This window comes from Janthinobacterium sp. CG_23.3 (genome assembly GCF_046115965.1).
GTDB lineage: Bacteria > Pseudomonadota > Gammaproteobacteria > Burkholderiales > Burkholderiaceae_D > Janthinobacterium.
On sequence record NZ_JBJXIB010000048.1, the window covers coordinates 13500 to 39070 of the forward strand.

Genomic DNA, 25571 nt, shown 5'->3' on the forward strand with positions numbered 1-25571 from the left:
CACAAGGGCCGGCTTTGTCGTTGCCGCGCCGCTCAGGCGTCGAGCGGGGCGGCGGCGGGCGCTTCGACGACGCGGTTGCGCCCCGCGCGCTTGGCTTCTTGCAGCGCTTCGTCGGCGCGCTGGAACAGGCTGACGCTGCTGTCCTCGGCGCGGATGGTGGTCACGCCCAGGCTGGCGGTGAGGGTGATCACCGCGCGCTCCGTCTTTACCGGCATCCGCTCGACGGCGGCGCGCACGCGCTCGGCCACCACCAGGGCGTCGGCCAGGGTGGTGCGCGGCAGTTGGATGGCGAACTCGGCGCCGCCCAGGCGGCCCATCAGGTCGCTGTCGCGCAGTTGCTTCTTGCACACGTCGACGATGGCCTTGAGCACCGCGTCGCCGACCGGGTGGCCGTAGCTGTCGTTGACGCGTTTGAAGTGGTCCAGGTTCAGTACGATCATCGCGGTCGGCGTGCCGGGCCGGCGCGCCAGCGCCATCCACGGCGCCAGCGCGTTGTAAAAGCCGCGCCGGTTCGGCACGTCGGTGAGCGTGTCGAGCACCTCGAGCCGCGCCAGTTCGCGTTCGCCGCGCTCGCGCGACAGCAGCAGGTAGCCAAAGCCGTTGCTGAGCATCATCAGGTAGAACGCGCCGAGGCCGGCCGCCTGCATGCCGGCCGGGGTGATCCAGGACCAGCCGTCCGGCAGCGCCGCCGGCAGCGCGCCGCTGGCGCCGAGCACCAGCGCCAGCGCGCTCAGCGTCACCACCAGGAAGCGCTGCAGCATGCCGGCGCCGGACCAGCCCAGCGCCAGCGCCGCCACGCCGGCCAGGAAGAACACCGCGACGATCAGCGCGCCGACGGCCGAGCGCAGCGCCTGCTCCATGTCGAGCACGTAGCACAGCACGAAGCCGGCCACCGCCAGCACCAGCGCCGGCAGCACCACGCGGCGCCAGCCGCCGCGCCCGGCTGCCTCCCACGAGGCGCCGGCGTCCAGCGCCACGCCGGCGAACAGCAGCGCGCTGCCGACCGGGATCGAGAGGAAATCGGGGATGATGCCGCGGAAGTACAGCAGCAGCCAGGCCACCGCCTGGCATTGCTTGGCCGCCGACCAGGTCGACAGGCCGGGCGAGGCGGCGCGGCCGTAGCCGAAAAAGAACAGCCCGGCGCACAGGCTCAGATTGCCCAGCGCCAAAGCGAGTACCAGTGTTTTGATGTCCATGTCGTTGCCGGAAAAGGTGGGCGCGCCGATGGCGGGCGGCTCGACCGCCGGGATTGCAGGGGCCCGGTGGTCGGCTCGCCGTCAACCGACACCGTGAATCCGGGGTCAAGCCGCGCGGGTCCGACCCCGGCTCTTCGCCGCGCGCTTAAATCTCGTGTTCGACGTTGTTGCTGCCGTCGCCGATCTTGCTGGCCCAGGCCTGCACGAAAAACTGCTTCTCGTCCTCGCTGGGGGCCTCGTGCCAAAAGACGATCAGGGTGCCCTTGTGGTCGTGGATCTGCGCCACTTTTTCAATGAACAGATGATTCCCGGCCTGGTCGGCCAGCGCCGCCGTGTAGCCGTAGACGCGGGTCAGCCGCTCGATCCGGTCCGGCTCGGTAAAGCTGTTGGTCGCGGTAATAGTCGGGTGGTCCAAAAACATACGCTTCTCTCCATGATGGCCGCCGCGCCGGCCGCGCCGAATCCTGTATGCTGCGTGGATCGGTCAGCCGCCGCGCTGTCGCGACGGGGTGCTTAGGCAGCTTATCAGAATTCTATGCACGAAACAAAATATTGACCACCACCACCCACTGATTTCGCATGCCAGAACCCCTGCGCCACCGCGCCCCGACCGAACCACCCCAGCCGGCCCTGGTGCACACCCGCGGCGACCGCCGTTCGCTGGAGTTCAAGCCGGGCATGATCCAAAGCGAGATGCGGCTCTCGCGCCCGGACGAGCTGGTGCTGCGCTACGCCCGCGCGATGATGTGCTTCACGCTGTTCCAACCGCGCCCGCGGCACATTATCATGGTCGGCCTGGGCGGCGGCTCGCTGGCCAAGTTCTGCTACCGCTACCTGCCCGAGGCGCGTATCACCGTGCTCGAACTGCGCGCCGACGTCATCGCGCTGCGCGAGCAGTTCCTGATTCCGCCCGACGACGCGCGCTTTCGCATCGTCCACGCCGACGCCGTCGACTACCTGGCGCACGCGCCGGCCTGCGCCGACGTGCTGCTGATCGACGGCTTCGACGAGGGCGGCCTGCCGCCGGCGCTGGGCAGCGCGCGCTTCTACGCCGACTGCCGCCGCGCGCTGCTGCCCGGCGGCGTGCTGGTGGCCAACATCTTCAGCTACGACCGCCACTACCGGGCCATGCTGGGGCGCTTGCGCCTGACCTTCCGCAACCGCCTGTGCTGGTTCGACGGCATCGCCGGCAACAACCGCATCCTCTTCGCCGTCAACGAGGCCACGGGCGGCGCCTTCGCCGCGCCCTCGCGCGCGCTGCGGGTGCTGAGCCTGGTGGAATGGCGCCGGCGTTTCGGCCTGGCCTTCCTCAACCCGCTGCTGGCGCGGCTGGTGGTGCGGCGCCTGAGCCGCGCCGCGCCACAGCGCCCGCGCCGCCCGCCGCCTTGATTTTGTTGCAAATGCGCAATTACTATACGTCGGGAACTGTCCGGGGGCGGCGATGTATGACACACTATCGGCAGCCGCGGCAAGTCGCGGCCGTCCCTTTTTTTACCCGTAGGAAAAAACCATGCCGCGTCGCCGCCTGTCCCTGTCGATCTCCGCCGCGGCCGCGCTGACGCTGGGCGCCGGGCTGGGCGTGACGGCGCTGCTGTTTAGCGCCGTCAGCCGGCTCGAATACGACAAGATGGCGCTCAGCTTCCAGCAGCGCGCCACCCTGCGCGCGACGGCCCTGCACAAGGGCCTCGACGACGCCGTCGAGGTGCTGACGGTAACCAACCAGCTGTTCGCCACCGTCGAAGCGGTCTCGCGCGAGCAGTTCCGCGTGTTCACCGCGCCGCTGCTGGCGCGCTACCCCTTCATCCAGGCCTTCAACTTCCACCGCGTGCTGGCGCACGCCGAGCGCGCCGCGTTCGAGGCGGCGCTGCGGCGCGAGCATCCCGGCTACGCGATGACCGAAATGCGCGACGGCAAGCTGGTGCCGGCGCAGCGGCGCGCCAGCTACCTGGTGGTCGACTACCTCGAACCGATGCGCGGCAACGAGGCGGCGCTGGGCATGGACGTGGCGCCGAATCGCTTCTCGCTGGCGGCGCTGGAGCAGTCGCTGCTGCGCGGGCGCGCGAGCGCGACGGCGCTGCTGACGCTGGCGCAGGAAACCACGCGCCAGCGCGGCTTCGTCATCGTCGCGCCGGTGTACCGCCTGGGCGCGCCGACGGCCACGCTGGCCGAGCGCCGCGCCGCGCTGGTCGGCGACACCGCCGCGGTGGTGCGCGCCACCAGCCTGGTGCACAAGGTGATGCAGGGCGCCGACCTGCTCAGCGATCCGCAGATCGAGCTGAGCGTGTACGCCAGCGCGGCCGCCGACCCGGCCCAGTTGATCTACCGCAGCGGCGCGCCGGACGCCGCGCACGCGCCCGCCGCGCCGCTGCCGCGCTGGCTGCTGTTCGACTACCGCGACAGCAGGGAGCACAGCTTCAACGCCGCCGGCCGGCCCTGGCACGTGCGGGTGCAGGCGCGGCCGCGGCCTTTCCTGGCCGACCACGCCGGCTCGCTCTCGACGCTGCTGGGCGGCATCCTGTTCACGCTGCTCACGACCGCCTTCGTGCAGACGCTGGCGCAGCGCTCGCGGCGGGTGCAGCGCCTGGTCGACGAGCGCACCGTCGACCTGAAGCTGAGCAACGAGCGCCTGAGCGCCGACGTGCGCGCGCGCAAGCGCACCGAGCGCGCGCTGCAGGAGAGCGAAAAGCGCTTCCGCCGCCTGCTGGCGCTGTCCTCGGACTGGTACTGGGAGCAGGACGCGCAGTTTCGCTTCACCAACATCACCAGCGGCTTCGCCGACAAGTCGCAGATGCCGCTGGAACGCTTCATCGGCCTGACGCGCTGGGACAACAACGCCGAGATGCGCGAGTCCGAGTGGGGCCAGGCGCACATCGCCGCCGTCAAGGCGCACCAGCCGTTCGCCGACCTGGAGTACCCGATGGCCGACCGGCACGGCCAGATGCGCTGGTTCAGCATCAATGGCGAGCCGCTGTTCGACGACAAGGGCAACTTCGAGGGCTACCGCGGCACCGGCGCCGAGATCACCGAGCGCAAGGTGTCGGAGCAGCGCATCCACCACATCGCCCACCACGACGTGCTCACCGGCCTGCCCAACCGCGCGCTGCTGCGCGAGCGCCTCGGCCAGGCGATCGCCGCCGTCGACCAGGGCGGCGAACCGCTGTGGGTGCTGCTGATCGACCTGGACCGCTTCAAGTTCATCAACGACAGCCTCGGCCACAAGGCCGGCGACCTGCTGCTGAAAACCGTGGCGGCGCGCCTGAAGGCCGGCCTGCGCGAAAGCGACACGGTGGCGCGCCTGTCGGGCGACGAGTTCGTCGCCATCCTCGGCCAGCGCCCGGAGCAGGCGCTGGCCGGCGAGGTGGTGCAGCGCCTGATGGACCAGGTGGCGCAGCCGGTCACGCTGGAGGGCAAGGAAGTGTTCGTCTCCTGCAGCATCGGCGTGGCGGTCTACCCGGGCGCCGGCGGCGGCCAGCAAAACCTGATCGAGCAGGCCGACATCGCCATGTACTGCGCCAAGAAACAGGGCCGCAACAACTTCCAGTTCTACGCCCCGCAGATGAACGAGGCGGCGCAGGAGCGCATGCGCATCGAGGGGGCGCTGCGCAGCGCCCTCGAACGCGACGAGTTCGTGCTGCACTACCAGCCGCAGCTGGACCTGAAGAGCGGCCTGATCGTCGGCGTCGAGGCGCTGCTGCGCTGGCAGCACCCGGAGCTGGGCGTGGTGGCGCCGAGCCGCTTCATCGCGCTGGCCGAGGAAACCGGCCTGATCGTGCCGATCGGCGCCTGGGTCATGCGCACCGCCTGCGCCCAGAACCAAGCTTGGCGGCAGGCCGGCCTGGGGCAGTTGCGCATCGCCGTGAACCTGTCGGCGCGCCAGTTCAGCGAGGCCAACCTGGTGGCCTCGATCGCCGCCGTGCTGGCCGAGACCGGCCTGGCGCCGGCCTGCCTGGAGTTGGAACTGACCGAGAGCCTGTTCATGCACGACATCGGCGTGGCGGTCGACCAGTTGCACGCGATGAAGGCGCTGGGGGTGCAACTGTCGATCGACGACTTCGGCACCGGCTATTCCAGCTTTTCCTACCTGCGGCGCTTCCCGATCGACGTGCTGAAGATCGACCGCACCTTCGTCAACGACATCGCCAACGACGCCGACGACGCCGCCATCGTCGACTCGATCATCGCGCTGGCCCACAACCTGAAGCTGCGCGTCATCGCCGAGGGCGTCGAAACCGAGGCCCAGCTCGACTACCTGCGCCAGCACGGCTGCGACGAAATGCAGGGATATTATTTCAGCCGGCCGCTGCCGCCGGAACAGTTCGAACAGATGCTGCGCCAGGGCCTGCGGCTGGCGCCGGCGCCGGCGTTGCCGCAGCCGCGCCTGGTGACGCGTTAGCGCGCGGCTATTCCTGCAACAGCACCACGGCGCCGCGCACCACCACTTTCGCCAGCGCCAGCACGTCCCAGTTGGTCAGGCGGATACAGCCGTGCGATTGCGTCTTGGCGATGTTGCCCGGCTCCGGCGTGCCGTGGATGCCGTAATGCGGCTTGCTCAACTCGATCCAGGCGGCGCCCACCGGGTTGTTCGGGCCGGCGGCGATCTTCGCCTTGAGCTCGCCCGGCTTGGCGTCCCAGAACAGTTTCGGATTGTATTGATAGACCGGATTGCGGGCCACGCCGCGCACTTGCCACTGGCCGAACGGCAGGGGGTCGTGCGCGCTGCCGGTGCTGGCCGGGAATTGCGCGAACGGCATGCCGGTGCCGTCGAGCAGCGTCAGCGTGCCGTCGGACTGGTCGACCAGGATTGTCGCCGCCTTCGGCAACGGCGCCGCGGCCGCCACGTTCGGCACCGCCAGCGTTTCTCCGGCGCGGCCCAGCACCTTGCCGGGGTTGAGGCGCTTCAGCAAGGCCGGACTGCTGTGGAATTTCTCGCCGAGCGCCTCGACCGCGTTGGCGTAGGCCAGCGCGCCGAGCTTGGCTTTCGCCGCCATGCCGGCCGGCACCGGCGCGTACGGGCCGGCGGCGTCCCGCGCGCTGACCGTGTAGGCGACCAGCAACGGCGCGGTGTCGGCGTTGAGCCGCGCCCAGGTCGCGCTATCGATCACGCCGGTGACCGGCAATTGCTTCAGTTTTTGAAAGCCGCGGATGGCCTGGCGCACATTGCCGTCGTAGGAAGCGCCCAGCTCGCCGGATGAATAGTGCGCGCGGTCCAGCAGTATGCGCGCGCGCAACACGTTGGCGCCCTTGGCGCCGGGGCCGACCGGCAAGGCGCGCTGGGCCGGCGTCAGCGCGTCGGGCGCCAACGGCGCCGGGCGGGGCGCGGGCGCAGCGGCGGCGGCGGCTGCGCCCAGCGTGGTAAAGACGGACGCAAACGCAGTCAACAGTAACAGTGATCTCAACAAAACTCTTCTTGGCCCGATGGTGCGTTATTACCCTGGTTTACTTTTTAGCGCCGGAGACTTTCTTGCGCGACAGTTTGCGCAATTGCGCCTGCTCGAAGCGCGCCACCTGCTCGGGCGTCACCAGTTCCAGCGCCGGCACGGCGACCGGCTTGCGCTCGGCGTCCACCGCCACCATCGTGAAGTAGCAGCTGTTGGCGTGGCGCACCAGGCGCTGCTGGATGTTTTCGGTGACGACGCGGATACCCACTTCCATCGACGTGGTGCCGGTATAGTTGATCGACGCCAGGAACGTCACCAGTTCGCCGACGTGGATAGGCTGCAGGAACATGACCTGGTCGACCGACAGCGTGACGACGTAGCTGCCGGAATAGCGGCTGGCGCAGGCGTAGGCGACGCTGTCGAGGTATTTCAGGATGGTGCCGCCGTGTACGTTGCCGGAGAAATTCGCCATGTCGGGCGTCATCAGAACCGTCATGGTCAGCTCGTGCGCCGACCAGTTCATTGCATTGTCCAAGCGAACTCTCCATGTGGATGGCGCGCGCCGGCATGGCGCCGCGCCGTTTACTTCTTGCCGATTCTTACATTCCGAGGGTGCCGATGTCGACCAGCGATTCGCGGCCTTTGTCGCTGATGTCGTAGCCTTCGCCCGCTTCGCGCGCGATGATGTGGGCTTTTTTGCCGAGGAAGTAGGCCACGTCCTTTTCCAGCGGCGCCAGCGGGTCGGCGGCGATGGCGCGCAGGCCGTTGATACAGCGCCGCACGAAGAGCAGTTGCTGGGCCTTGTCGGTGATCGACAGGCGGCCGTCGCCGCGGAAGCTAAGCAGCTTCAGGCCGGACAGGCGCTTGGTGTTGCGCGCCACGCAGGCACTGACGCGTTCGGTCTTGATGCCGGCCGCAACCTGCTCGAGCGCGTCATATTCGTCTGTTGTGAGTTTCTCGTTCTTCATTACATTTCCATAAGGGACAGCCAATTCGGCCCCCATGGTACGCGCCCGGCAGCGCATCGGCAACAGGCAATTCGTTTACGCCGCGCACGACGGGCGCACGCGGCGTGCGCTCCGCTTATGCCAGCGCGTGCATGCCGGCCCAAAACAGCCCCGAGCACACCAGCAAGGCCAGGAAAACCAGCGCCGCGACGCCTCTGGAATTGAACGCCCGGGCGCGCCTGCCAAGATAAATCTTATTGTGTAAGGAACTGCCCATGCTGGTCTCCGCTACAAGAATGATGGTGATGTCTTATTATATGAACAGTTTCATGACGGCCGCGTGACGCACCGCAGATACAGTCAACTGTGTAGCTACCGAGCAACATATTCGGGCGCAAAAATGTTCTTCTGAAATCATTCCCGCGCGATGGCAGGGCCGCCCATATCGCGCGCCGCGCGCCGCCGGGCGCTGCTAGGATGGACGCAGGCAGTCGCGCGCCGCAGCAGCTTTCCCGGGTAGCGAGTTTCCCTGCGGCCGCGTTGCGTTCATGCACAGGAGGGGACACGATGAACCAGACCAGCGGGCGGCCAGGCCCGGAGCGGGGCGAGCATCTGTGGGACGAACCGGACATTGGCAGCGGCGAAAAAACCCCGGGGCAAAAGGACACGGAAGAGATCATCAAACAGATTCCGCCGCTACCGGAGACGCGTCCGCGCGGCAAGGACGACGCCGCCCCGCCCGGCCGGAAACGCCGGGCGGGAAACGCTACCACGCCTTGATGGGCGCCTGCGGCGGCGTCGGCTCTTTTACCGGCACCGGCTCGGGGATCGGATCTTCCTCGGGAACCGGGCTGTGCTCGGGATCCTTGTCCGGTGGCGGAATTTCCGGTTCCGGCGTCGAATGCGCCCGTCTGGCGACGCCGCCGTCGCCGCCGCCCGTGCCGATATTGGTCTGTGTTGTCATAGTCCCTCCAGTTCAGCCTAGTGCAAACCGCGCAAAAGCCATGTTAGCGAGTGCCCGAGCGGCGCGTTTGTGCGCGATCAAGGCCGGTGGCGCGCACGACAGCGTGCCGCGCCCTTCCATCAGACTACTCGCAAGTGGCGGCGACTGGCGCAGCGTTGCGCGCGCGGCCAGACCCGCGCCGGCGATTCGATACCTTCGGTCATGTTTGCTGGCGACCAGATCGGGCCGTACAATCGGTTCACCCGGAGGTGCCGAGTATGGAGCGAAAGAGGATTCTTTTTGTTGCCGAGGCGGTTACGCTGGCGCATGTCGGCAGGCCGCTCGCCCTGGCGCACATGCTCGATCCGCAGCGTTTCGACATCCATTTCGCCTGCGCCGACGGGTACGACTTTTGTTTCAAGGACAGCGGCTTCACGCGTTGGCGCATCGACAGTATTTCCAGCGCCCAGTTCCTGCAGGCTTTGGCGAAAGGCAAACCCGTCTACAGTGAAGCGACGCTGTCGCAGTACGTCGACGACGACCTGCGACTACTCAAGGAGGTGCGGCCGGACGTGGTGCTGGGCGACTTTCGACTGTCGCTGTCGGTCAGCGCGCGTCTGGCCAGGCTGCCCTACGTGGCGCTGAGCAACGCCTACTGGAGTCCGTACGTGCGGCAGCACTACGAAGTACCCACTCTTCCGCTGACCAAAGCCTTGCCGATCCTCTTGGCCAACGCGCTGTTTCGCATGGTGCGCCCGCTGGCCTTCGCCAGCCACACCGTGCCGCTGAACCGACTGCGGCGTCGACACGGACTGGCCTCGCTGGGCCCCGATCTGCGCCGGGTCTATACCGACGCCGACCATACCGTTTACGCCGACATCCCCGAGCTGTTTCCCGCGCGCGGTCTGCCCGCCAGCCACTCCTATTTGGGAGCGGTAATCTGGTCGCCGCCGCTGTCGACGCCGGAGTGGTGGAACGACCTGCCGCAAGACAAGCCGGTGCTGTACGTGACCTTGGGCAGTTCCGGCCAGGGCCAGCTGCTGCCGCAAGTGCTGCGCGCGCTGGCGCCGCTGCCGGTCACGGTGCTGGCCGCGACGGCCGGCAATATCGAACTCGACAACATCCCCGCCAACGCCTTCGTCGCGCCGTTCCTGCCCGGCGCCGAAGCGGCCGGCCGCGCCCGCCTGGTGCTATGCAACGGCGGCAGCCCGACCAGCCAGCAGGCGCTGGCCGCCGGCGTGCCGGTGATCGGCATCGCCAGCAATCTGGACCAGTTCCTGAACATGCATGGCGTCGTCGCCGCCGGCGCCGGCACGCTGCTGCGCGCCGACCGTTTCAGCGAGCGGGCGCTACGCGGCTGCGCCGAGGCCATGCTGAACGACGCCGGCGCGGCGGCGGCCGCCAAGACCGTCGCGCGCCAGTTTCGCGCCTACCAGCCCGGCACGCGCCTGACGGCGCTGCTCGATACGCTGCCGGCCGCCTGATGAGGGCGCCCCCCCTTTGCCCGCCACCCCGAGCGTTTTTTCGGCGAAGATGCGCCTCACCGCGTCGTGGAAGCGGTCGCTGGTTCGTCGTAGCGCAAGGCCTGCACCACCAGCGAAAATGCCGGAGATGGCTGCCGATCGCGTGGCGCCCAGCGCGGCGGCGGCGGCTTGCCGGACGCGGCGACACCACCGATCAACGCAGTTAACCTTATTGGCAGTCGCCGCACCCTTGCGGAGTCGATGATCGGCTCGATCAAAGAGAGCCGGGAAATGCTCGCCTTCTGCCGCGCAGCCGTCGGCTTTCTTTACAGCCGCCTCGAGCGCAACGCCGGGCCGCTCCGGAAAATGCGCGTAAGCGTTTGATTTTGTTGGCATTCTTCACTCTGGCACGAATTTCGCTGAGTACTGGCTGTGCGGCTCGTTCTACCAGGCGGCGCAAAACAATGAGCGTCAATCAACCAGACTATCAGTGAGGTATCGTTATGAAACTGTTTAAACTGAAACTCATCCCGGTGGCAGCCGCCCTGGTGTTGATGAGTGCGGCCGGCAGCGCCAGTGCGGGCGCGTATGGCTACTCCTACGACAATATTTTCGGCCTGACCGTCACCAATCCGACCGGCGTGGTATCGGTTGCCGGCACCACCAACATTTCCCGCGCCACGGCGACGCTGAACGGTACCAGCGTCATCACCGGCGGCTCCGGCATGCTCGACGCGCCGCAAGCCGCGGTGGGCGCCGTCGCGCTCGGTCAAAACAATTTCCAGCAGCAAGGCCCGGTCGGCACCTACTCGCGCGGCGATGCCCAGATCGTCAGCACGCAGTTCCCGCCCTTCCCGCCCGGCGCCACCAGCACCCAGGCGGTGAACGTGGCCGAGGCCCACCTGGACTTCGCCGGCACGGCCGACGCGTCCGGCCGCAACGGCTCGACCACCGGTTTCTCCGTCAATTTCGTCGTTGGCTCGCCAACGGCGACGCTGCGTTTCAACTTCCAGGCCGATCCCTTCATGCAGGTATTCCTGCAAACCCTGGCCGGCCCCGGTTCGTCGGCCGCCGCTAACCTGGTGGCGACCTTCACCATCACCGACGCCGCCGGCGCTATCATCTTCGTCTGGGCGCCGGACGGCGTGGTCGGCTCCGGCATCACGGGCGGCGTCGAAACCGCCGACGCGGCCAGTCTGAACACCAATCTGTCGACCAACTTCCTCACCCGCGGCTCGTTGTTTACCTACAATCCAACGGGCTGCCCCGTACCGGTGGCGCCAGGCACCGGCACCGGTTGCGGCGGCGCCTACACGGCACTGACCAACGCCTTGGGGGCGGGCAACTACACCTTGACCCTGAACGCGGTGAACAGCGTCGATCTGGTCAAGACGGCGGTGCCGGAGCCTGGCACGCTGGCCCTGCTGGGACTGGGCCTGGCCGGCTTGTGCGTCAGCAAGCGCCGCAAGGCCTAAACAAGTCGGGGAACTCCCCAGCCGTTAAATTGGCACGCTTTTCATCGGTCGGATTACGCTGGCCGCCGCGGCCCGGCATCCGCGCGACGGCACTTGAAGCAACAAGGCGGGGAACTCCCCCGCCTTTTTTTGCGTCCGCATTTGCGGGCCCTGTGTATCACAGAGCACATTCCACGGCGTGCTTATTACGACGCTGTGCCGGCAACGGAAGCGGCAGCCACGCCCGATTCAGGCAGCGTCGAATTGCCCGTCAGCCTTCTTTACATCTTAATGAAAATACGTCCAGCATCGAGGATGCTAAAACACTAAGTTGTTGATTTTCATGCACATATCTATCCTGGCAGGAAACTTGCATAGTCATATGTAAGTCCCGCCAATCAGGGGCCCAGCGATGTTCCTTTTGACCCACCCGACCATGCGAGGCATCTAAAATGAAACTGTCGTCCCTGAAACTGATCCCGGCCGCCGCCGCCATCGCCCTGCTGTGCGCCACCGGCAACGCCAGCGCGGCCGCCTACGGCTACTCCTACAACAATGTATTCGGCCTGATCATTAACAATCCCACCGGCGTGGTCAGCGTGGCCGGCGTCACCACCGTCTCGCGCTCGACGGCGACGCTGGGCGCCGCCAGCGTCATCCGCGGCGGCGCCGGCTTCCTCGACGCGCCGCAGTCGGCGCTCGGCGCCGTCACCAAGGGCGAGAACAATTTCACTCCGCAAGGCCAGGGCGGCCCGTCGTACTCGCGCGGCGACGCCCAGATCATCAGCACGCAATTCCGGCCCTTTCCGCCCGGCGCCACCAGCACCCACAAGGCCAACGTCGCCGAAGCCTTCCTGGCGGGCGCCGGCACCGCCGACGCGTCCGGGCGCAACGGCTCCACCACCGGTCTTTCCGTGCTGTTCTCGGTTGCCTCGCCAACCGCGACGCTGTCCTTCAACTTCAGTGCCGATCCCTACATGGCGGTGTTTCTGGACGCGATGGCCGGTCTCGGCTCCACCGCGACCGCCAACCTGGTGGTGTCGTTCAGCATCACCAACGCGGCCGGGGTCAACGTCTTCAACTGGACCCCGGATGGCGTGCTCGGCTCGGGCATCTTCGGCGGCGCCGAGAGCGCCGACGGGGCCAACCTGAACACCAACCTGTCGACCAGTACCCTGACCAAGGGCACGCCGTTTACCTTCAACCCGAGCCCCTGCCCCGTACCGACCGGCACCGGCACCTCGACCGCTTGCGGCGCCGCGTTCGCCGCGCTGACCACTCCCTTAAGCGCCGGCAACTATACGCTGACCTTGAATACGATAGAAAGCGTCGACCTGGTCATCACGCAGCAAGTGCCGGAGCCGGGCACGCTGGCCTTGCTGGGGCTGGGGCTGGCCGGCCTGTGCCTCGGCAGCCGCCGCGGCGTGCGCCCGGCGGCATAGGCACATACGCCCGGGCCGGCCCGCCTCAGCCGGGCGGCCCGCCGCGTTTCAGCAGGCGCGCCGGAATCCCGCCCCACACCTCGCCGGGACCGATCTGGCTATCCTTGGTGACGACGGCGCCGGCCGAGACGATCGCGCCGTCGCCGATGCGCACGCCGGCCATCACCACCGCCGACGCGCCGATCGTCACGCCGTCGCCGATGTGTACCGTTTTCAACTCCAGCCGCGCGCCCTCGATCACATGCGCAAAGATCACCGCGTCGTGGCCAATGATGGTGTTCTTGCCGATCCGCGTCAGCGGCGGATCGAGGATCGCGCCGGCGCTGTAGGTGTTGCCGCCCAGCCGGGCGCCGAGCGCCAGGTAGACCAGGCGCATCAGCGGCACCGGCAGCGCATGGGTGCGGATCAACGAATTAAACAATATCAGGTAAAACAGGATGTTGACGTTGGCGATGAACTCGGCGCGCGAGTCCGGCGCCACGTCGCCGTCCAACAGCGGCAGCCAGCACAGGAACAAGCGGTAGACGGCGAACGCGTACAGATAGTTCAGCAGCACGGCGGCGACGACCAGCGCCACGCCCCGGAAGTCGCCGAGCGGCAGGTCGCCGAACAAGCACGCGGTGCTGGCCAGCGCCAGCGCCAACACCAGCGCCAGCAGCAACAGGAAAAACAGGATCTGGCTTGCCTTGATCTCACGCATGGCGTCCGCCGGAACCGGCTCCGCCCCCGCCCCTGCCCTGTACCATCAAATCCTGGAGCGGCCGGCGCGTCGAGCGCGCCCGCGCCGCGGCGCCCGCGCCGATGCGTCCCATGAACACGGCGCGCTTGCCGCAGTCCTCGCCGATGAGCGCGGCGCAGCGCGCGGCCAGCGCGCCGGCGTGTTCCTGCATGCCGGGCACGCGCGAGAACACCCTGCCCTCGCGCACGTAGCGCGCGAAGATCAGCGGCGTCAGTTCCGGTTGCAGTTGCAGTTCGAGCAGGGTCGCGGTCAGCCAGAAGCGCTGCATCGCCCGCCCCGCCGCCACGTAGTCGTCGATCGAGCGCGGCTGCTTGGTGGCGACCAGCGCGAAATGGGCGGCGCAGGCCAGGCCGGGAATCAAGTCCATCTGGATGCGCGGCGCCACCGTGCCGGCCAGGAAGGTGTTGAAAAATTCGACCCGGCGCCAACTCTGCATGATCCAACGCATCAGTTTGCTCGTCATCGGATCGACCCCCAGCGCCTGGTCGGGAATGCGGTCCTCGCTGTAACGGGCGTTCCATTCGATCACCGCGCGGTGCACCTGGTGCGCCTCGGGCATGGTCAGGCGCAGCTTGGCGTTGGCAAACATCAGCCGCGCCGCCGCCAGGCGCTTGCCGAAGCCCTCCAGCCAGACGATCTGGTAGCCCTCGGGCAAGGCGGCGGCCAGCGCGCTTTTTTCCACCGCGCTCAGCGCGCGCGTGCGCAGCGGCCGGCGCTGCACGCTGCGGCGCTGGATGTAGCCGGCCAGCGGATCGGCGGGCTGGCGCGGCGCGGCCTCGAACGCGACGTCGAAGGTCGGCAAGTGCTCGGGGGCGCCGCCGCGCCGCTGGGCGCGTAACCGCAGGCCGTAGCCGCTGGCGGCGATCGCCATGGTCTCAAGCAAGGCGCCGAGCGAAATCTGGCTGGGGTGGCCGTCGAGGTCGTAGACGCAGTGCGCGCGCGTGTCGAAGCCGTGCACGACGATGTGGCGCTCGTCGACGATTTCAAAGCGCCAGGGTTGGGTGTTGTCGCCGCTGGGCGCCCAGCGCGCCAGGTCGAGGATGCGTTCCAGGGTACCGTCGAGCAACATGGTCATGGCCTTTCCGCCGCTCTGCGGCGCTTGATTATCATCATCGCCAGGCGCTGCAGCGGATGGCGGTTGCCGCCCGGGCGCCAGGTGCGCACCAGCTTGTTGCGGAAGGCATCGAAGTGCACGCCATGCGGCGCGGCCAGCACTTTTCCTCGTCGCAACAGGATCTTCAGCGCCTCGGTGGCGGCGGCGCCGGCGCACAACTGGCACCCCATGATGGTCGACGGCCCGCGCTGCTCCTTCAGGTTGATGGCCGAGGGGTCGACCAGGTAGGCGCCGTGCAGGCCCGCCGGCGCCAAGCCGACCAGGAAGCGCAGCGCCTTCTCGGCGTCGGGCAGCTCGCCCCAGCCGAAGTATTGCTCGAACGTCATTCGGCCCGGCATGAAATTGAGCAAGGCCGTGCCCATCCCCAGCGGCGCCGCCGTGATCGCGGGAATGCCGAGCCGGGCGCACATGGCGAAGGTCGCCTGGCGGGCGCGGAAGGCGAAAAAATCCAGGCCGTCGACGTACAGGTCGACGCCGGCGAAAAAATCTTCCAGGTTGGCGCCGTTGACGCCGTCGGGAAAGCGCGTGATCGCCATCTCGGGATTGATGTCGCTGGCCATCTCGGCCAGCACGTCGACCTTCGGCCGGCCCAGGGTCGACATCGTCGCGCCGACCTGGCGGTTGAAGTTGGCGATGTCGAAATGGTCGAAATCGGCGATGTGGAAGGCGCCGATGCCGAGCCTGGCCAAGGTCAGCAGGTGCACCCCGCCGACCCCGCCCATGCCGGCGATGGCGACGCGCTTGTGGCGCAACTGCTCTTGCTCGGCCGGCGTGACCCAGCCGATGTTGCGCGAGAAAGCGTCGCGGTAAGAAAAACTGCCTGTCATGTTCACCTCCTTGATTACAGCCGAGCTTGCCAGCGGCTCTAAGCAGATTGGATCAACGGCCCAGGTAAAAAGTTCCGCAAAAAAACAGTTTATTTAACGCACGACGGCCGCCAGCGTCGCCGCCAGCTCGCGCCGCAGCCAGCCGAGCACCGTCTGGCGCCGCTCGTCGCCCTCGAAAGGCGTCGGCGAGAGCAGGAAATACGCCGAACCGTCCTCGACGAAACCGCCCGGCGGCGCCACCAGGCGCGCGCAGGCCAGTTCCTCCTCGACCATGTAGACCGAGCCGATGGCCACGCCCAGGCCGGCGCCGGCCGCCTGCAGGCTTAGATAAAAATGCTCGTAGCGCCCCGCCGTGGCCGCCGCGACCGGGCGCCCGCTCGCCGCGCCCCAACGCTGCCAGGCGTCCGGTCGCGACTGCGTGTGCAGCAGGCCCTGTCGCTCCAGATGCAACTGTCCGCCCTGCAACAACGCCGGCGCGCACACCGGCGCGGTCCACTCCCGCGCCACCGGCTCGGCGTGGCAGCCGGCGCCCCAGGCGAAGTCGTTGCGCCGCAGCGCCAGGTCGACATGGCCGCGCTGGAATTGCACCGGGCCGCCGGCGGCGAACAGGTGCAGCTCGATCTGCGGGAAAGTGGCGCGGAAAGCGCCCAGGCGCGGAATCAGCCAGCGCATCGCCAGCGTCGGCTCGCACGACAACACCAGCGGCCGCTGCGGCGCGGCTTGCTGGATGGCGCGCACGCCCTCGGCCAGGCGCGCCATCACGTCGTCGCAGGTGAGCTTGAAGGCGGCGCCCTCGCGCGTGAGAAAAACTGCCCGATTGCGGCGCTCAAACAAGGCTACGCCGAGCGTCTCCTCGAGCAGCTTGATCTGGCGGCTGACGGCGCCGTGCGTCAGGTGCAACTCGTCGGCGGCGCGCACAAAACTCAGGTGGCGGGCCGCGACCGCGAACATGCGCACCGCGTTCAAGGATGGGGCATGCAATGCCATCTGTGATTTTTCCTCAAGTATTTGCTTGAGTATACATCGATTTTCACACCACCCGAATTCGGCAAAAATGGGTTTTCCCGGCACGCCGGGCTCACCACAAGGAAACGCCATGACCGAATTGCTCGCAGTAGCCGTGATCACCATCCTGGCCGTCATCAGCCCCGGCGCCGACTTTGCCATGGTGACGCGCAACAGTTACCTGCACGGCCGCCGCGCCGGGCTGCTGGCCGCCGCCGGCATCGCGCTCGGCGTGCAGGTGCACGTGTTCTACACCATGCTCGGGGTGGGACTGCTGATCGCCCACACGCCCAGCCTGTTCCTGGCCATCAAGCTGGTCGGCGCGGCCTACCTGGTCTACATCGGCTACCGCACCTTCGTCGCCAAGGCGGTACTGCAACCCGACCTGTCGGCCCAGCCCGCCGGCAGCGCGTTGGCGGCCTTGCGCAGCGGTTTCATGACCAACGCCCTCAACCCGAAAACCACCTTGTTCGTGCTCAGCACCTACACCCAGGTGGTCGGCGCCGACACCGCCACGGCCGCGCAATTTGGCTACGGCCTGTTCATGTCGCTGGCGCACTGGCTTTGGTTCAGCCTGGTTGCGCTGTTTTTTTCGGACCAGCGCCTGCGCGGCGCGATGCTGCGCGGGCAAAACGTACTCAACAAGGGGATCGGCGCGGTCCTGGTCGGCCTCGGCCTGACGCTGGCGCTGGCGCCGATGGCGCGTTGACGAATGGACCCGCGGATAACCGCCGTACAGGCTGCTGATCCTGGCGGTGCCGTTCGCCCCGCAGCGCAGCGCGACGGGGCGCCGGCTTACGCCAGCGCTTCCTTGGCCGCCTCTTCCGGCGTCAAGCCGTCATAGAACTGGTCGGTGAACCATTCAACCTGCTCTTCAATATGCTCCTGGGCCTGGGCCTGCGTTGCGCCGCCCGCCACCAGGAAGCCTTCGACTTCGATACACCAATGTATCAACGCCAGTGTTTCCGGATCCAACTCTTCGTTCTTCTTTGCCATCTTGTTGCCCTATGCGTGGTGTGTCAATGATTCAGTGCTGCGCCGCTAGTTTAACAGCATAGGCCGGACGGGAAACCACGCCGGGGCCGAGCAAGGCGGAAAACAAGGGCGCCCGCGCTTATTTCTCGGGGTACAACACCACCTGGACGTAATTGTCCATGTTGAAGTAGCGCTTGGCGACCGCCTGCAACTCGGCCGGCTGGAGCGCCTTGACCCGTTCCTCGTAGCTGAGAATGGCGGCCGGGTCGCTGCCCTGCAGCAGCGCCGTCTGCAAGCGGCCCAGCCAGTAGCTGTTCTCGCGCATCGATTTCTGGTGGTTCTTGATCCAATTCTCCTGCACCTTGGCCAAGTCGCTCGCCAGCGGGCCGTCCTGCTTCATCCTTTCGATCTCGGCGAACGTCGCGGCAATCACCTTGTCGACATTTTCCGGCGCCGTCGGCAAGCCGGCGCTCAGCGAATAGCTGCCGTAGGGCAGCTTGTTCAGCCCGCCCTGAAAGCCGCCGCCATAAATCAGGCCCATCTTCTCTCGCAGCACCTCGGTCAGCTTGATGTTCAACACCTCCACCAGCGCCTGCACCTGCATCTGCCCGGCGTCGGTGTACTCGGCGTCGCCGCTGAAGGTGATTGAAATGGTGCTCTTCGCCTCGCTGCCCTTGCGCACCTCCTTCTTGACCACGCCGCTGACCGGGCGCACGCCCAGGTCCTTGTAGACCGCCGTCACCTCGCCGGCCGGCAGACTGGCGAGATAAGTGGCGATCAAGGGCTTGATCTGCTCCACGTCGAAGCTGCCGACCAGGAAAAAGGTGGTGCCGCGGGCGCTGGCAAACCGCTCGCGGTAAATCTCCAGCACGCGCGCCAGCGTGATCTTGTCGAAATCCTCGGGCCGCGCCGCCCGCGCCAGGCGCGGATGGTGGTGATACATCGTCGTCTGCACCGTGTCGACGAACACCGACTCCGGCCGCGACATCGTGTTCTTCGCCAGGTCCTGCTGCTTGCCGATGAAGGATTGGTAGAGCGCGTCGTCCTGGCGCGCGTCGGTGTAGCGCAGGTAGACCAGTTGCAGCATGGTTTCCAGGTCGGCGGTGCTGGAACTGCCGGCGACGCCCTCGTTCAGGTTGCCCAAAAAGGCGCCGACGCTGACGGTCTTGCCGGCCAGGATTTTCTGCAAATCCGTCGGCGTGTAAGTCTTCAAGCCCATCTGGCCGACGATGGCGCTGGCGTAGCGGGCGTTGAACACGTCGGCGTCGCTGAACAGCGACTGGCCGCCGAAGCGGGTCGCGCCCATTAACACCTGGTCGTTCTTGAAGTCGGTCGGCTTCAGCACCACCCGCACGCCGTTGCTCAGCGTCAGCTCGGTCAGGCCCAGCGCCGCGTCGCGCCGTTCGGCGACGATGCCGCCGGCCGGCGGCGGCGCGTCCATCAGGGTGCTGCCCAGCACGCGCTCCTGCTGCGGCTTGACCTCCAGCTTTTCCGCCGCGGCGACCGCCTTCAGCAGGGCCGCGGCGGTCGGCACGACCACGCTGCGGTCCGAACCCATAAACACCACCAGCTTTTTCTGGTCTCGCGGCAAGGCCTCGCGCACCGCCCGGTTGACCTCGTCGAGCGTGATCAGCGGCAGCAACTCTTGCACATAGCGGTACTCGTTCTCGATGCCGGGAATCGCTTCCTGTTCGAGGAAATTGCGTATGTACTCGGCCGTGTAGCCGGCCGAGTCGGACTTGTCGCGTTCCTTGTAGCTGCGCTCGTAGTTGCGCAACATATTCTTGCGGCTACGTTCGAACTCGACGGCGCTAAAGCCGAAGCGGCGCACCCGCTCGCCCGCCTGTATCAGCGCGTTGGCGGCCGGCGCCACGCCGCCCTTGCCCAGCAGCGCGTAGGCGCTGAACGACTGGTAACCGCGCACCAGCTTGCCCATGCCGCTGCCGCCCTGGATGAACGGCGGCTCGGCCTGCTGGGTCAGTTCCTGCATGCGCGCCGCGAGCATCTCGCCGTACAGGCTTTCAATCATCTTTTCGCGGTAGCCGCCGAAGGTCTCGTCGGTGCGTATCGGCCGCACCGGATAGCGGATCAACAAGGTATTGTTGGGGGCCTCCTTGTCGGTCACCACCAGTGCCTCGTCGCGGGCGCGCGTGGCCACCTTGGCGTACACCCGCGGGCGCGCGTTGGCCGGGTTTTTTAGCTTGTCGAAGTGCTTGTGGATCATCTGTTCCGCCTCGGCCGGCTCGATGTCGCCGACCACCACCACGGCCATCAGGTCGGGCCGGTACCAGTCGCGGTAGAACCGCCGCAGCGCGTCGTACTTGAAGTGCTTCAGGATGGCTTCCTTGCCGATCGGCAAACGCTTGCCGTAGCGCGAGTCGTTGAACAGTTTCGGCAACAACACCTTGTTCATGCGGTCGTCGGCGCCCTTGCCCAGGCGCAGTTCCTCAAGCACGATGCCGCGCTCGCTGTCGATGGCCGCGTCGTCCAAGGCCAGGCCGTGGGCCCAGTCTTCCAGCACCAGGAAGCCCTTGTCGATATTGTCCTGCTTGTCGGTGGGAATCGGCAGGATGTAGACGGTCTCGTCGAAACTGGTGTAGGCGTTCAGGTCGGCGCCGAACTTGACGCCGATCGATTGCAGATACGAGATCAGCGCGCTTTTCTTGAAATTGGTCGAGCCGTTAAACGCCATGTGCTCGGTGAAATGGGCCAGCCCCTGCTGGTCGTCGTCCTCCAGCATCGAGCCGGCCTTGACGACCAGGCGCAGCTCGACCTTGTTGGCCGGTTTGCCGTTCTTTTGAATGTAGTAGGTCAGGCCGTTGGCCAGCTTGCCGACCTGCACCTGCGGTCCGACCGGCAGCGGATCGCCCAGTGTAATGGCGGCGTGCGCCAGGAAGGACAAGGCCAGCATGGCCGCGCCGGAAATAATTCGCAAAGGGTACAAGTTCATTTTTGCCGAGGAAAGGAAAGAATTTTCGTACGGTACACCGATTCGCCGCGCTTGGGCTTGATTCGCGCGCGCCGGCGAAAAAAATACAGCCCGGCGCCGCGGCCCGCGCCCCGCGCCGCGGCGCCGGGGAACTTCTGCTACACTTGGCGCGCCGGCAATTTTGCCGGTAACAATACGTCTTCGGGGCGGGGTGCGATTCCCCACCGGCGGTAAAACCGGCAACGGTGAAGCCCGCGAGCGCTTGCGCAAGCAAGGTCAGCAGATCTGGTGTGACTCCAGAGCCGACGGTATAGTCCGGATGAAAGAAGATGTGCGGTATCCGCAGTCCCGTGTCGAGCGATCGACGCGGGTGGCTGTGCCTATCCGCTTGCCCTGGAGCGTTTTTCGCCATTTGTGCGAGGAGCGTTTCCCATGTTAGTCAATCACTTTTCCCTGACCTCCCCCGACCTTGCGGGCCGCATCCAGACGGCGCTGGAGGCCATGCGCGCCGGCGTCCCGGTGATCCTGCTCGACGATTTCGACCGCGAGAACGAGGCCGACCTGATCGTCGCCACCGACAAGCTCAGCGTCGAAACGATGGCGCTGCTGATCCGCGAATGCAGCGGCATCGTCTGCCTGTGCCTGCAGGCCGACACCGTGCGCGCGCTCGAACTGGCGCCGATGGCGCCGGAAAACGGCAGCCGCTACGGCACCCCGTTCACGGTGTCGATCGAGGCGCGCGAGGGCGTCACCACCGGGGTCTCGGCGGCCGACCGCGTCACCACCGTGCGCGCCGCCGTCGCCCGCGCCGCCAAGCCGCACGACCTGGTGAGCCCCGGCCACGTGTTCCCGCTGCGCGCCACGCCCGGCGGCGTGCTGGCGCGCGCCGGCCACACCGAAGGCTCGATCGACCTGGCCATCATGGCCGGTCTGAGCCCGGCCGCCGTGCTGTGCGAGCTGATGAACCCGGACGGCAGCATGATGCGCGGCGACGCCATCGAACGCTTCGCCGAACTGCACGGCATGCCGATCCTGACCATCGCCGAAATGATCGAATGGCGCAGCCGCGAAGCGAGCTAACCCCACCGCCAGCGAGCCGGCAACGCTGAAAATCAACCCGAGGCAAAGAACCGGGGTCAGACCTTCAGGGTCTGCCCCGGCGTCACGCCCTTGGTTTTGATGAATTCAACGGCGAAGCCGCTGAACGCGGGTATGCTTGCCCCCCGCCGCCCGAATTTGTCGCGAATCCGCCGCGCCGCCGCGGCGCCGATGCTAAGATAACAGCATGACTTCACAAGCATCACTTTCCTCCGGCTTCAGGCGACTGCACCGCTCCGCCATGGCGTGGCTGAGCAGTTGGTGGCGCCTGCTGCATTTCGCCGTCCTGTTTTTTTCACTGGCGCTGTCGCCATCCACCTACGGCCGCGCCCACCGGCCCGCGCTGGCGCGCCAACTGGTGCTGGCCACCGCGCCCAACCTGATGTGGTTCACCGTGCTGTCGGCGCTCATCAGCCTGGTGCTGATCCGCATCGTCGTCGTCACAGCGCTCAGCTACGGGCTGTCGCGCTTCGCGCTTGAAATGGTGGTGCGCGTGTTGGTGCTTGAACTGATCCCGCTGACGGCGGCGCTGTTCGTGGCGCTGCGCATCACCCTGCCCGACGGCATCGAGTTCGCCCAACTGCGCGCCCGCGGCACCCTCGACGCCATGCAGCGCGAGGGCGCCGACCTGCTGCACCGCGAATTCTTCCCGCGCGTGGCGGCCGGCGTGTTCGCCGTCTGGATGCTGGCCGCGGTCAGCTGCGTACTCTCGCTGGTGCTGGCCTACCTGACCATCTACGGCTTCACGCCGTGGGCGCTGCAAGGCTACACGCGCACGGTCGGCCAGGTCTTCAACCCGGCCGTGACGCTGATCCTGATGCTCAAGATCGTCTTCTTCAGCTTTGCCGTCGGCCTGATCCCGCTGGCCTCGTCGTTCAACGACGACAGCGCGGCCGGGCGCCGCATCATGCGCATGCGCAGCGTGCACGGCCTGTCCGAAATGCTGCGCCTGTTCTCGGTCATCCTGCTAATTGAAATCGCCTCCCTGATGGGCAACTACTATTAATAACAACAAGCCACCCATGACCGAACCGACTCCCAACGCCGGCGCCGACGCCGAACTGGCGCCCGACGCGCCGCTGCCAAGCACGCCGCCGGTGCGCAACGCCGAATTCAAGGCGGCCCTGCTGCTGGTGCTGATGTTCGCCCTGGTGGCAGGCTCGGTGTTGTACCTGATGTACGCGCGCGGCGCCTTCGAGGCGACCCAGCAACTGGTGCTGAAAGCCGACGACTCCGACGGCGTCGTGGTCGGCATGGACGTCACCTTTTCCGGCTTCCCGGTCGGGCGCGTGCGCCGCATCGAACTGGGCGCCGACGGCAAGGCCCGGGTCATCGTCGACGTGCCGCGCTCGCAGGCGCACTGGCTGCGCAGCAGCAGCATCTTCACGCTCGAACGCGGCCTGGTCGGCGGCGCCAAGCTGCGCGCCTTCAGCGGCATCCCGGCCGACCCCGAGCTGCCCGACGGTGCCGCGCGCGACCTGCTGGTGGGCGACGCCGGCGCCGAAATCCCGCGCCTGCTGGCCGCCGCCAAGGATCTGCTGCAAAACCTGACGACGCTGACCGCGGCCGACTCCTCGCTCGACGTGGCGCTGCGCAACGTGCAGGGCGTGACCACCAAGCTTAACGGCCCGGCCGGCGCGATGGGCCTGATCGGCGGCGACGACAAGAACGCGCAGCAACTGGTGGCGCGCGCCAACGCGCTGCTGCTCACGGTCGACAAGGTGGCGCAGAAAGCCGACAGCCTGATCGGCAACGCCGACAGCCGCGTGTTCGGCAAGGGCGGCGTGATGACCGACGCCCAGGCCACCGTGGTGCAACTGAACGCGCTGCTGGCCGACACCCGCAGCAGCCTGAAGAAACTGGACGCCGTGCTGGTCGAGGCGCAGGCCGTCGGCGCCAACGCCAAGGCCGCCACCGCCGACCTGGCGCCGCTGCGCGCCGACGTCGACAGCAACCTGCGCAAGGTCGAACAACTGGTAAACGAACTGAACCGAAAATGGCCGTTCAAACGCGACACGGAGATCAAACTGCCATGACATTGAACGCCCTGCCCCGCCGCCTGCTGGCGGCCAGCCTGCTGGCGAGCCTGGCCGCCTGCGCCGGCGGCCCGCCGGTGCCGGATTGGCAAATGAATGCGCAAAGCGCCATCGCCCGCTTCGAATCGGCCTACCTGGCCGGCAACGCGCGGGTCGAGGCCGCCGAGTTCGCCCGGGCGCGCCAGCAAGTCGCCGCCACCGGCAAGGTCGACCTGCTGGCGCGCGTCGAACTGCTGCGCTGCGCCACCCGCGTGGCCAGCCTGGTGTTCGAGGAATGCGCCGGCTTTGCGCCGCTGCGCCTGGACGCGGCCGCGCCGGAACGGGCCTACGCCGCCTATCTGGCGGGGACGGCCAAACCGGACCAGATAGCCTTGCTGCCGGCCGCCCACCGCGACGCCGCCGGCGCCGCCACCGACGCCGCCGCCGCCGCGGCGGTGGCCGGCATGGGCGAGCCGCTGTCGCAACTGGTGGCGGCGGGCGTACTGCTGCGCGCCGGCCGCGCCAGCCCGGCGCTGCTGGCCACCGCGGTCGAGACGGCGTCGGCGCAAGGCTGGCGCCGCCCGCTGCTGGCCTGGCTCGGCGTGCAGGCGCTGCGCGCCGACAAGGCCGGCGACGCGCAAGAGGCGCAGCGCCTGCGCCGGCGCATGGACCTGGTGCAGGGCGCCGCAACGACGCCCTGACGCCGCCCGGCCGCTACATCAGCCGCGCCGACAAGTCCTGCAAGCCGACGCCACCGCAGAGGGTCTGGCTGGCCGCGCCAAACGCGGCATCGGCCATCATCGCCTGGACCGGCGTTAGCGAGATGTTCGACAGGCCGCCGTATTTGGCATACTGATAGGCCAGGTCGGCGCCAATGGCCGCCGTGTCGCTGCCGCCGAGGTGAAAACTCAGCAGCGACGACGACAGCGCCCAACTGCTCAACGACGGGTTGGCCGCGCGCGCCTGGTCGAATGCCGTCGCCAGGCCGTCGAAATTGAATTGCTCGACTTTCCGGTTGTTCAACTGGCTGGGCGACGCCGCGTTGTAATCCGCCGTGCCCTCGATCAGCAATTGCAAGCAGGCGACGCTGTGCTTGTCCACGCCGAGGTACCAATTTTTGAGGGTCAACTGGTACTCTGTGGGTTCTCTGCCTTAAATGCAAAATAATAGACCATGGCCTAAAATATCTGCGGCAGCGGCAGCCCCATGCCCGCCGTCCAGTTCAGTGGATCGGCAACGCCGTCGTTAGTGCCGGCATAAAAAATAGCAATGTCGTTTGTTCCAATATTCCTATATGCACCTGCTGAGAAGCCCGTCCATATGTCAAGTTCCCAGTCGAGTTGACTCCAACCGGTGGGATATCGATCCTATTTTCATCGCAAGCAGCATAAACAATAGTCGCAAGCTGCATGTATTCAAACGCGCTTGGCATGACATACCTCCGGATAATTTATGGTTCTTAGTTTATAAATCATGTAACTAACCGCAAACCATGCGAACTGGCCCGACTTGCCGGAGCGCGATTCGGTAGCCCAAGTTCGCATTTTCACGCTGTTTTTCCTTCAAACTGACGAACTCCGGCATATCAATACCATCTCGAATAAGTAGATTTGTTATGCGCCGTTCGAATTTATCGGGAAGTCTTTCTTCAATCCACGTGCGATTTCTGTAAACATATTTCGTATAGATCTCGCACCCCGCCGAGACGTGGACGCTGGCCACGATCATTGGCTGTCCCGCCTCTAGGTCGAAAATCAACGGTATTTCCGGCCAGGTGCTCGGCGATAATTTCGTGGTTTTCCATTCGATCACCGACGTAGCCCCGTCCGCAGGCGCAAATCGAATTCGATGCTCCTTTGGCTTTGTCCCGCTACGGTTATGGGCACCTCGTTATACACAAGTCCGGACCAACGCCCAGCCGGCGTTGAAAACGCGTTTACGTTCAATGACTTAACGCGCCCCTTGTAAACTTGCCATTATTCAGGTTTACTCTCGTCTTTTGCGTGGACGAATTGGCGACAGCATCAGCACCTTGGACCGAGACGG

Annotated in this window: 26 protein-coding genes and 1 riboswitch; of the genes, 12 read left to right on the plus strand and 14 right to left on the minus strand. The window is 66.7% G+C overall.

Annotated elements, in window-relative coordinates; translation table 11 throughout:
* Nucleotides 1-32: 32 nt before the first annotated feature.
* Together ACFDR9_RS13135 and ACFDR9_RS13140 are read right to left on the minus strand one after the other, a co-directional pair.
* Nucleotides 33-1196, minus strand: coding sequence for a GGDEF domain-containing protein (locus ACFDR9_RS13135; protein WP_017874867.1), 1164 nt, complete (start codon nucleotides 1194-1196; stop codon nucleotides 33-35).
* Nucleotides 1197-1341: 145 nt separating this feature from the next.
* Nucleotides 1342-1617 carry a hypothetical protein gene (locus tag ACFDR9_RS13140; protein WP_017874866.1) on the minus strand — a complete coding sequence of 92 codons (276 nt, stop codon included), beginning with the start codon at nucleotides 1615-1617 and terminating at the stop codon, nucleotides 1342-1344.
* A 158-nt stretch (nucleotides 1618-1775) separates the two neighbouring features.
* On the opposite strand from ACFDR9_RS13140, the gene ACFDR9_RS13145 reads away from it, so the two are divergent.
* The gene (locus ACFDR9_RS13145) at nucleotides 1776-2585 is read left to right on the plus strand and encodes a transferase spermidine synthase (protein ID WP_409031271.1); all 810 of its coding nucleotides are present in this window, start codon (nucleotides 1776-1778) and stop codon (nucleotides 2583-2585) included.
* A gap of 121 nt (nucleotides 2586-2706) precedes the next feature.
* Nucleotides 2707-5589: an EAL domain-containing protein gene (locus ACFDR9_RS13150; RefSeq protein ID WP_409031272.1), complete on the plus strand. Its 2883-nt coding sequence runs from the start codon at nucleotides 2707-2709 to the stop codon at nucleotides 5587-5589.
* Between the two features lie 7 nt (nucleotides 5590-5596).
* Here ACFDR9_RS13150 and ACFDR9_RS13155 read toward each other — a convergent pair whose 3' ends face one another.
* From ACFDR9_RS13155 to ACFDR9_RS13165, 3 genes are all read right to left on the minus strand, one after another.
* Nucleotides 5597-6592, minus strand: a complete 996-nt coding sequence (locus tag ACFDR9_RS13155) for a L,D-transpeptidase (protein WP_409031273.1) — start codon at nucleotides 6590-6592, stop codon at nucleotides 5597-5599.
* A gap of 40 nt (nucleotides 6593-6632) precedes the next feature.
* Complete coding sequence (locus ACFDR9_RS13160; RefSeq protein ID WP_017874862.1) at nucleotides 6633-7097, minus strand: hotdog domain-containing protein; 465 nt, start codon at nucleotides 7095-7097, stop codon at nucleotides 6633-6635.
* Nucleotides 7098-7173: 76 nt separating this feature from the next.
* The gene (locus ACFDR9_RS13165; RefSeq protein ID WP_409031274.1) at nucleotides 7174-7542 is read right to left on the minus strand and encodes a hypothetical protein; all 369 of its coding nucleotides are present in this window, start codon (nucleotides 7540-7542) and stop codon (nucleotides 7174-7176) included.
* A gap of 546 nt (nucleotides 7543-8088) precedes the next feature.
* On the opposite strand from ACFDR9_RS13165, the gene ACFDR9_RS13170 reads away from it, so the two are divergent.
* Complete coding sequence (locus tag ACFDR9_RS13170) at nucleotides 8089-8301, plus strand: hypothetical protein (protein ID WP_017874859.1); 213 nt, start codon at nucleotides 8089-8091, stop codon at nucleotides 8299-8301.
* On the opposite strand, the gene ACFDR9_RS13175 is transcribed toward ACFDR9_RS13170, so the two are convergent.
* Nucleotides 8288-8485, minus strand: a complete 198-nt coding sequence (locus tag ACFDR9_RS13175) for a hypothetical protein (protein ID WP_017874858.1) — start codon at nucleotides 8483-8485, stop codon at nucleotides 8288-8290. The two genes, ACFDR9_RS13170 and ACFDR9_RS13175, sit on opposite strands and share 14 nt — an antisense overlap.
* Nucleotides 8486-8742: 257 nt before the next feature.
* Between ACFDR9_RS13175 and ACFDR9_RS13180 the strand changes: the two genes are divergently transcribed.
* The 4 genes from ACFDR9_RS13180 to ACFDR9_RS13195 all read left to right on the plus strand — a co-directional run bounded on the left by ACFDR9_RS13180 (nucleotide 8743) and on the right by ACFDR9_RS13195 (nucleotide 12823).
* Nucleotides 8743-9948 (plus strand): glycosyltransferase, encoded by a 1206-nt coding sequence (locus ACFDR9_RS13180; RefSeq protein ID WP_409031275.1) that lies wholly within the window; start codon nucleotides 8743-8745, stop codon nucleotides 9946-9948.
* A 240-nt stretch (nucleotides 9949-10188) separates the two neighbouring features.
* Entirely contained in the window at nucleotides 10189-10311 is a 123-nt protein-coding gene (locus tag ACFDR9_RS13185; protein ID WP_409031276.1) for a hypothetical protein, read from the plus strand.
* A gap of 119 nt (nucleotides 10312-10430) precedes the next feature.
* A complete protein-coding gene (locus tag ACFDR9_RS13190; RefSeq protein WP_409031277.1) occupies nucleotides 10431-11402 on the plus strand; it encodes an EDSAP-1 family PEP-CTERM protein in 972 nt (323 codons plus the stop codon).
* Between the two features lie 431 nt (nucleotides 11403-11833).
* Nucleotides 11834-12823, plus strand: a complete 990-nt coding sequence (locus ACFDR9_RS13195; protein ID WP_409031278.1) for an EDSAP-1 family PEP-CTERM protein — start codon at nucleotides 11834-11836, stop codon at nucleotides 12821-12823.
* Nucleotides 12824-12848: 25 nt separating this feature from the next.
* Here the strand turns inward: ACFDR9_RS13195 and ACFDR9_RS13200 are convergent, their stop codons facing one another.
* From ACFDR9_RS13200 to ACFDR9_RS13215, 4 genes are all read right to left on the minus strand, one after another.
* Complete coding sequence (locus ACFDR9_RS13200) at nucleotides 12849-13523, minus strand: acyltransferase (protein ID WP_409031279.1); 675 nt, start codon at nucleotides 13521-13523, stop codon at nucleotides 12849-12851.
* Nucleotides 13516-14637, minus strand: a complete 1122-nt coding sequence (locus ACFDR9_RS13205) for a nitroreductase family protein (RefSeq protein WP_409031280.1) — start codon at nucleotides 14635-14637, stop codon at nucleotides 13516-13518. Before ACFDR9_RS13205 ends, ACFDR9_RS13200 begins: the two co-directional genes overlap by 8 nt.
* Nucleotides 14634-15503: a ThiF family adenylyltransferase gene (locus ACFDR9_RS13210; protein ID WP_017874852.1), complete on the minus strand. Its 870-nt coding sequence runs from the start codon at nucleotides 15501-15503 to the stop codon at nucleotides 14634-14636. The genes ACFDR9_RS13205 and ACFDR9_RS13210 overlap by 4 nt, the downstream gene beginning before the upstream one ends.
* A 93-nt stretch (nucleotides 15504-15596) precedes the next feature.
* On the minus strand, nucleotides 15597-16490 hold the full coding sequence (locus ACFDR9_RS13215; protein WP_409031281.1) for a LysR substrate-binding domain-containing protein: 894 nt from the start codon (nucleotides 16488-16490) through the stop codon (nucleotides 15597-15599).
* Between the two features lie 109 nt (nucleotides 16491-16599).
* Here ACFDR9_RS13215 and ACFDR9_RS13220 point away from each other — a divergent pair, with 109 nt between their 5' ends.
* Nucleotides 16600-17217 (plus strand): LysE family translocator, encoded by a 618-nt coding sequence (locus tag ACFDR9_RS13220; RefSeq protein ID WP_017874850.1) that lies wholly within the window; start codon nucleotides 16600-16602, stop codon nucleotides 17215-17217.
* 86 nt (nucleotides 17218-17303) lie between these two features.
* On the opposite strand, the gene ACFDR9_RS13225 is transcribed toward ACFDR9_RS13220, so the two are convergent.
* Nucleotides 17304-17504, minus strand: a complete 201-nt coding sequence (locus ACFDR9_RS13225; protein WP_017874849.1) for a hypothetical protein — start codon at nucleotides 17502-17504, stop codon at nucleotides 17304-17306.
* Nucleotides 17505-17622: 118 nt separating this feature from the next.
* Nucleotides 17623-20418, minus strand: a complete 2796-nt coding sequence (locus ACFDR9_RS13230) for a M16 family metallopeptidase (RefSeq protein WP_409031282.1) — start codon at nucleotides 20416-20418, stop codon at nucleotides 17623-17625.
* Between the two features lie 187 nt (nucleotides 20419-20605).
* Nucleotides 20606-20747: riboswitch (FMN riboswitch) on the plus strand.
* 97 nt (nucleotides 20748-20844) lie between these two features.
* On the opposite strand from ACFDR9_RS13230, the gene ribB reads away from it, so the two are divergent.
* The 4 genes from ribB (at nucleotide 20845) to ACFDR9_RS13250 (ending at nucleotide 24226) form a co-directional block, all read left to right on the plus strand.
* On the plus strand, nucleotides 20845-21492 hold the full coding sequence (ribB, locus tag ACFDR9_RS13235; RefSeq protein ID WP_409031283.1) for a 3,4-dihydroxy-2-butanone-4-phosphate synthase: 648 nt from the start codon (nucleotides 20845-20847) through the stop codon (nucleotides 21490-21492).
* A gap of 205 nt (nucleotides 21493-21697) precedes the next feature.
* Nucleotides 21698-22516: an MlaE family ABC transporter permease gene (locus ACFDR9_RS13240; protein ID WP_409031284.1), complete on the plus strand. Its 819-nt coding sequence runs from the start codon at nucleotides 21698-21700 to the stop codon at nucleotides 22514-22516.
* 16 nt (nucleotides 22517-22532) lie between these two features.
* Complete coding sequence (locus ACFDR9_RS13245; RefSeq protein WP_409031285.1) at nucleotides 22533-23546, plus strand: MlaD family protein; 1014 nt, start codon at nucleotides 22533-22535, stop codon at nucleotides 23544-23546.
* The gene (locus ACFDR9_RS13250; RefSeq protein WP_409031286.1) at nucleotides 23543-24226 is read left to right on the plus strand and encodes a hypothetical protein; all 684 of its coding nucleotides are present in this window, start codon (nucleotides 23543-23545) and stop codon (nucleotides 24224-24226) included. Before ACFDR9_RS13245 ends, ACFDR9_RS13250 begins: the two co-directional genes overlap by 4 nt.
* Nucleotides 24227-24239: 13 nt before the next feature.
* On the opposite strand, the gene ACFDR9_RS13255 is transcribed toward ACFDR9_RS13250, so the two are convergent.
* Together ACFDR9_RS13255 and ACFDR9_RS13260 are read right to left on the minus strand one after the other, a co-directional pair.
* Entirely contained in the window at nucleotides 24240-24653 is a 414-nt protein-coding gene (locus tag ACFDR9_RS13255) for a hypothetical protein (RefSeq protein WP_409031287.1), read from the minus strand.
* 351 nt (nucleotides 24654-25004) lie between these two features.
* Nucleotides 25005-25337: a hypothetical protein gene (locus tag ACFDR9_RS13260; RefSeq protein ID WP_409031288.1), complete on the minus strand. Its 333-nt coding sequence runs from the start codon at nucleotides 25335-25337 to the stop codon at nucleotides 25005-25007.
* Between the last annotated feature and the right edge of the window lie 234 nt (nucleotides 25338-25571).